The 7,432-nt window shown below is 71.7% G+C and carries 3 protein-coding genes; all 3 read right to left on the reverse strand.

Annotated elements, in window-relative coordinates; genetic code table 11:
* Positions 1–553: serine/threonine-protein kinase (locus VHB27_RS00560; RefSeq protein ID WP_325596598.1), on the reverse strand; the 553-nt coding region annotated here is incomplete at its 3' end.
* A 33-nt stretch (positions 554–586) separates the two neighbouring features.
* Positions 587–3,682, reverse strand: a complete 3,096-nt coding sequence (locus VHB27_RS00565; RefSeq protein WP_325596600.1) for a CHAT domain-containing protein — start codon at positions 3,680–3,682, stop codon at positions 587–589.
* Position 3,683: 1 nt separating this feature from the next.
* Positions 3,684–7,432 (reverse strand): beta strand repeat-containing protein (locus tag VHB27_RS00570; protein ID WP_325596602.1); only part of this gene is annotated, 3,749 nt, incomplete at its 5' end.

The following is a 7,432-nucleotide window of genomic DNA, read 5'->3' on the forward strand; positions in this document are numbered from 1 at the left end:
ATTGCTCAGGCGACATATAGGCGGGCGTGCCCAGCATGGTGCCGACCATGGTCGCGCCCGACCCGCCCTCGATGCGCGCGATGCCGAAATCGGTGATCTTCACCGTGTTGTCGTCGCTCAGCATCACGTTGGCGGGCTTGATGTCGCGATGGACGATCCCGCGGTCGTGGCTGAACTGCAGCCCCGCCAGCAACTGCTCCATCACCCGCAGGGCCTCCTTGGGAGGCACCTGCTTGTATTCGTCCATCAGTTTCTTGAGCGAACCGCCGCCCACGAACTCCATGACGATATAGGCGATCTCGTCGGTCTCGCCGTAGTCGAACACCGGCACGATGTTGGCATGCGACAGCCGCCCCGCCGCCTGGGCCTCGCGGCGGAAACGATCCAGTTCCTCCTGCGTGTCGGGATCGTCGCTGGTCGGCAGCTTGACCGTCTTGATGGCGACGCGCCGGCGGATGATCGGGTCCCAGGCGTCGTACACGATACCGGCCGCACCCCGTCCGAGGATGCCGCGGATTTCGTATTTGCCAAGTACCGACAGCGAGGTGCTCATGTCCGGACGCGTTCCAGGCCAGAAATGCCGATACTACAATCGGGATGTCGGCTGCAACGCGGGATGGTTCTCCGCTGATACGACATGGCCCCCGCCCTCGCCCACCAGGGCGAACGGTGCCCAGTAGTACGGGTGCTTCAGCGAAGGCTCGATATCCGAACGGTCCAGGTACGCAAGCTGCGCCGCGCGCAGCGCCCTGGCCAGGCCCCCGGACTTGTCCTGCTCGTATTCCAGCAGGGTCTTCGACACCAGGTACGTGGCGGTCGAGTCATCCACCTCCCAATGCGTCACCAGCAGCGCGCGGGCGCCGGCATAGAAGAACGAACGCGCCAGCCCGGCCAGGCTTTCGCCGGCCGTCGTGCCGCCCGGCCCGCCGCTGTTGCAGGCCGACAGGATCACCGCGTCCGCGTTCAGCTTCAGGCCCGTGACCTCGGAGGAGGTCAGCAGCGCGCCCTTGGCATCCAGTGCGCCGGGCGGCGTGGAGGTCACGATCGCCGGCTCGTCCTGGCACGCCAGTTCCGACGGCAGCAGCGCGTGGGTGGCGAAATGGATGATCCGGAACTGGTTCAGCGGCAGGTCCTTCACCGCGGCGACGGTGAAGGCCGCGCCTTCCCGGGTGTCCTGCGGGCCGGCCTTGAAGACCCGGCTCGCCAGGTCCAGCTCCGTCGCGGTCCCCTCCAGGCTGGGCAGGGCGGCCAGGATGTCCGCGCTCTGCCTGCAGCGCGCGCCGGGATAGGTGCGCGCCGCCTGTTCCGGCGTGATGCGGCGGAAATTGCCGAAGCCGAACCAAGGATTGGGCGCCGACGACGGCGCGGTCTGGCGCAGCTTCACGAAGTTCGCCGCCGCCGGGACATGGGTGATGACGTATTTGCGCACCAGGAACGGTGCGTGGCCCAGGTCGCGGTCATCGGCCGGCCCGGTCAGCAACGTCTCGAACGGCACCGACAGCAGCGGCCCGGTCGGCGCGAACGTCACCGCCGAGACGCCGTCCAGCGCCTTCGACACCCCGCCCAGCACGGTCTGATACAGCTTGTACGCCGCGTCCGGATCGAATTGCGGCACGCGGTTGTCGGCGCCGGGTTCGATGCTGGCGCGCAACGCCTTCACCATCTTGGCGACGTCCGCCTCACCCTTGCCGATCCGGCCGACGGTGATCTTGCGGTCGCGCATCACGAAGGTCCAGCCTTCCGTCTCCGCGAGCGTGATGGCGACGAAGGCCTCGTCCGGCCCCAGGACCGAGAAGACGTCCTTGGTCTCCACCGCCTGCTGGATCAACTGCTGATAGTTCGGCGCCGCCGCCTGCACCGTGGCATCCGCGTCCGCGAGCTTCGCGCGCGCCGCCGCGATCCGCTTGTCGAGATCGGCCGCCCGCGCCTGCGCCCCCGCGTCCTGCGGTCCCTCGTTGACCGCGTCACGCTGGCGCAGCAGGTCGGCCAGCGCGTGTTCCGCGTCCTGCTGCTGGCGGATCGCGTCGCTGACCTTGGAATTGCCGGCCGCCAGGCGGACGGCGGTGCGGCGGATCTCGGCATCCGTCACGCTGCCGCGCGTAAGCTGGGACGCGGTGAACATCTCCGACAGCAGCGCCTGGCCGTCGGAGGAGCCTTGCGCCGCCTTGGCATAGATATCCAGGCAAGGCTCCATGCGCTCGAAGTCGACGCCGTCCTTGGTTTCGATCAGCAGCCGCGACGCCGCCCGGCATTCGGACAGCGCCTCGCCCTGCCGCCCCTGCCGCGCCAGCACCGCGGCGTGGATCAGCTCCGCCTCCGCGGTCGGGCGCGTGCGCGGCTGCGACGCCTTGAACGCGGCGACCGAAGCGTCCAGCTCCTCCAGCGCGCGCGGCTTCTCGTCCGCCGCCTCGTCGGCGATGCCGGCGGTGCGATGCAGCCTGGCAGTGTAGAGCGAGGCGTCCAGGTTGTTGGCGCGCGCGAAGTTCTCGGCCGAACGGACGACGGTCGCGGCGGCGTCGACGTTGCCGGTCATGCGCAGGGCGATCGCGCGGTTGCGCCGCGCCTCCAGCACGCCCAGCAAGGCTTCCTTCTCCACCAGCGTCGTGAAGGGCCGCGCGCCGCCCACGGTGTCGGCCAGCGACAGGCCGGACAGGCCGAAGACCCGGGTCGGCTTGGCGGCGGGGATTTCCCGCGCGTCGGGGACCTGCCCCAGGAACAGCATCTCGGCCCGCTGCAGCAGCGGCATGGCCGCGTCCGGGTCGTTCTGGTTGATCAGGTCCAGGCCGCGATACAGCGCCAGGCGGGCCTGGCCGTTCACGTCGAGCTGGGAGGCGTTGCCGGCCTGCAGGGCCGTGGCCGCGCGCGCGAAGAACGCCTTCGCGTCCTCGTAATGGCCCTCGTCGGACAGTTGCAGGCCGATCGACATCAGGGGCGCGGCGCTCGCCGCCGTGTCCTTGCCGCCGTTCTGCTTTTCCTGCAGCGCCAGCGCGGCGCGGTACGCCTTCTCGGCTTCGTCGGGGCGTCCGGCGAGGTTGGCCTGCAGCCCGGCGGTCATCAGGCTTTCGTATTGCGCGATGTCGCCGGAGCTGAACGCCCGCGCGGCGAGATAGGACGCCATGTCGGCCGACAGGTGCACCGGCGCGGTGGAGGCGCCCGCATCGTCGCCGCCGCCCGTCAGCTTGGCGATGCCGCGCTGGATGACCTGAAACGACGCGGGCGTCCCGTCGGCCAGCCAGACCGTGTTGCCCGCCACGGTGACCAGCGCGACCTGCGGCCAGCCGCCGGTCCGGCGGGTGCATTGCATCACGATCGTCCCGTCGCCCTGCGGCCTGGGGTCGCCGCAGGCGAACCGGCCCTCCAGCTCCGCCCGCCACGGGCTGGCCGTGGCCAGGGTAAGCAGGTTGGCGCCCGCGGCAGGCCCGCCGGAGCGGATGCGCGCGCTGGGCTGCTGCCACGCGCCGCAGAAGATGTCGGCGCCCCCGCCGCTGCGGTTGACCAGCGTGCAGGCCTCGCCGGTCGTGTTCTTGCCGATCGGCGTGCCCTGCGCGCCGGCCTGCGCTCTGTAATAGGCCGAAGCCGGCGGCTTGCTGCAGCTTCCGGCGGCGAACGGCAGCAGCAGCGCCAGCAGCAGGCCGGCGAAGCGTCCGGACACGCGGCGGCACGCCGACAGGGGTCCGTGCATGTCAGTCCTCCCGGTCCGAGACGTTGGGGATGAGCAGGTCCGGATCGTTGTCCTCCTCCGACAGGAAGTCGGTCGGCAGGTCTTTCAGCGGGTTGATGAGCGGCAGCGTCGCGAAGGGCGAGATCAGGATGCAGTTGATCGAGGAGACGGCGCAGGCGTTCACCTGGAAGTGGTTGCTGGGGACGAACAGGCCGTTCTTGGCGATGAAGGACTGGCTCGCCGCTGCCTGGCCGGCGACTTCGACGCCGCCCGCGGTGAAGAAGGTCGCCGACAGCTGCGTCGGGCCGCCGATCGTGTTGAGGTAGAAGACGGCCAGCGAGTCCGCCAGGATCTTGCCCTGCGCGCGGCCGGTGTCGCCGAGCGACAGCAGCAGCGACGTGGTGGGGGCGTTGAGGCCCTGGAGGGGATCGAAGCTGACAAGCCCGCCCCCCTGCGTCAGGCGGATATCGAGTTCCGGGTGCACGGTCACGACCGACCCCTCGCCCGTCGTCGCCGTGTACGGCAGCACGTCGAGGAACCCGGTCTGCGTGAACCCGCCGGTTCCCGTCAGGATATGCGCGCCGGGCGTCGCCGGTCCGGGATCGACCGGGGCGGTGCCGGCCGCCGGCCGCCTGAACACGTCGCCGCCGGTATAGATCAGCGTGTTCGGGGCGGCGGTCACGCCGGTCGCGGCGCTGACCTGGATCGTCGCCGCCTTCAGCGTCGCCGTCCCGTTGCCGTCGCCCAGCGCCACCGTATTCCCCGACAGCGACAGCACGCCGCCCTGCGATGCGACGTCCAGGATGCCGGACACGCTCAGCGCGCCGGGCGTCACCAGCGTCATGCCGTTGCCGACGGCGACGGTCCCGACGATCGTGCCGGCCGTCTCCGTCACGCCGGTGACGAGGTTGCCCAGGACCGTCAGGTCCTGGCTGTCGAACAGCGACAGCGTGCCCGTGGTCGTCACGTTGGTCAGCGTGCCGACCTGGTTGGCGTTGGGGACGGCGGCATTGCCATAGAAGGCCGAGGCGTTGGCGGCGATGATCGTCGCCGGATAGCTGCCCGGCGCGTTGCCCGCGGTCTCGGTCGAGGGGATGACCCCCGACTGCGTCGTCAGGGTGCGGGCGACGACGCGGCCGCCGGGCTGTTCGATGACGTTGCCGGTGGCCTGCGGGTTGACGGTCGTCTGCGCCTGCAGCAGCCCGGCGATGACCAGGTCGCCGGCGGTATAGCTGCCGCCGCTGCCGGGCACGACCGAGATGGCGACGCCGCGGCTGGCAGACCCGCCGCCGTCCACCACCGACCCGGTGACGGTCAGCCCCTGGCCGTCGCGCAGCAGGAAGCCCAGCGGGTCGTCGGTGCCGGTGTTGCTGAAGAAGTTGCCCAGCGTCGCGATGCGGTTGGCCGACGGCACCGGCGCCAGCGCCCCGTTCGCCGTCTCCGCCAGGTTCACATGCCCGCCCGCTCGGCCGGTCAGCAGGTCGGCGCCGATCGCCGCTTGGGTGACCGGCTCGTCGATCGAACCGGCGGCGCCCAGGAAGACCGACCCGGCGGCCGCACCGCCGTTCATGTCGCCCCAGATCGTGCCGGTGAGGGTGATGTCGGAGCCGCTGCCGACCACGTTCCAGGCGTTGCTGCCGACATTGTAGCCGGCGGTGACCATCACGGCGCCGCCATGCGCGGCATAGACCCCGCCGTCGATCTCGACCCCGCCGCCGAGGCCGTCGTTGCCGGCGCGCAGCGTCACGTTGCCGGTCAGCGCGCCGTCCACGCCCGCATGGACCACCGCGCCCTGCGCCACCGTCAGGCCGGCATTGCCGCCAAGCACGTCGATCTCGACCGACGCGCTCCCTGCCCCGCCCAGGCCGCCATGGGTGCCGCCGAAGACCGATCCGGCGATGACGAGGTTCGTCGAGTCCTCGATCAGCATGTCGCCGGTGGCGGTGAAATTGCCCAGCGTGGCGATCCGGTTGGCGCCCGTCAGGGTCACGCCGGCGAACCCCGCCCCGCCGCCGGACGCGGAGCCGCTGAGCGTCCCGGCGACCAGCGCCCCGGTCTCGGTGATCGCACCGTCGGTCGCGACCAGGGCGGTGGTTCCGCTGCCGCCGTCGCTGACGCCGCCGGTGATGGCGATCGTGTCGCCGGTCAGCGCCACGGCGATGGCGTTGCCGGAGCGCGGGTCGATGTTGCCCGAGACCGTCAGCGCCCCCGCGTCGTCGATCGCGACGCTGCTGCCGATCGTCACCGGTCCGGCGACGGTCAGCGCCACGGCGTCGTCCAGCGCCAGGCTGCCGGCGTCGAACGCGGCCAGCGTGCCGATCCGGTTGGCGCCGACAAGGTTCGCGCTGCTCGCGCTTCCCGTCAGCGCCGCGGCCGAGATCGCCCCCGACTCGGTGATGTTGCCGCCGCCGGCCGAGAGCACAAGCAGCCCGGCGACGCCCACGGCGCCGGGCAGGTCGATGGAACCCGCCACCAGCGTCGCCGCCGCCCCGGTTATCGTACCCTGGACCGACAGCGGCGATCCTTCGGTATCGAGGAGCACGTTGCCGCCGCTGGAGACCCTGCCCAGCACCGCCAGCGCTCGGGTGTCGAGCAGCGTCAGGCCGCCGGGCGCGACGAAATCCGCCAGCGTCGCGATCGTGTTGCTGCCGGTGAACGCCGCGTTGGTGCTGACGCTGCCGGTCAGGGTGCCGGCGATCAGGGTGCCGCTTTCGGTGATCGCGCCGCTGCTTGCCGTCACGTCGGCGATGCCGGCGACGTTGACGCTGCCCGGCAGGTCGATAGACCCGGCCGCCAGGGTCGCCGCCAGCGCGTTGATGCCGCCCGGCACGGCCAGGCCGAACGTCCCCGTGTCGATGGCCACCGTCCCGCCGCTGCTGGCGACGAGGCCGGCGACCGTCAGGCTTTCGCCGTCGAGCAGGTTGAAACCCGAACCGGCGGTGAAATCGGCGAGCGTCCCGACCCGGTTGGCGCCGGTGAAGCTGGCCGTCGTGACCGCGCTGCCGCTCAGCGTGCCGGCGGTCAGGACGCCGGTTTCCTGGATGCCGCCCTGATTGGCGAACAGCGCGGCCATCCCGCCGGCGGCCAGCCGCCCGGCGATGCCGATCGACCCGGCGGCCAGCGTCGCCGCCAGGCCCGAGATCGCCCCCGGCACGCTCAGTCCGAACGTCCCGGTGTCCAGGACGATGGTGCCGGCGGACGCCAGCACCGTGCCGGCGACCGACAGGGCCTGGCCGTCGAGCAGGGTGAACCCGTCCGGCGCGGTGAAGTTCGCCAGCGCCCCGACCTGGTTGCTGCCCGTGAACAGCGCCGCCGTGACCGCGCTGCCGACCAGCGTCCCGGCGGTCAGGCTGCCGGTCTCGGTGATGCCGCCGGTGCCGGCGACCAGGTCGGCGACGCCGCCGACGCCCAGGCTGCCGCCGATCGCGATCGATCCGGCCAGCAGCGTCGCCCCCAGGCCCGAGATCGCCCCCGGCACGTCCAGCCCGAACGTCCCGGTATCGAGTGCGATGGTCCCCGACGCGGCGGTCACCGACCCGGCGACGGTCAGCGCCTGCCCGTCCGTCAGGCTGAAGCCGCCCGGCGCGGCGAAATCCGCCAGCGTCGCGATCCGGTTGGTGCCGCCGAAGCGGGCCGTCGTCGCCGCGCTGCCGGTCAGCGTCCCGGCGGTCAGGCTGCCGGTCTCGGTGATGCCGCCGGTGCCGGCGACCAGGTCGGCGACGCCGCCGACGCCCAGGCTGCCGCCGATCGCGATCGATCCGGCCAGCAGCG

It is taken from the genome of Rhodopila sp. (assembly GCF_035548235.1).
Classification (GTDB): Bacteria; Pseudomonadota; Alphaproteobacteria; order Acetobacterales; family Acetobacteraceae; genus Rhodopila.

What these genes read in the sequence shown, in the direction of transcription:
- VHB27_RS00565 (WP_325596600.1), bottom strand. Translation starts at nt 3,682, where the DNA reads ATGCACGGACCCCTGTCGGCGTGCCGCCGCGTGTCCGGACGCTTCGCC.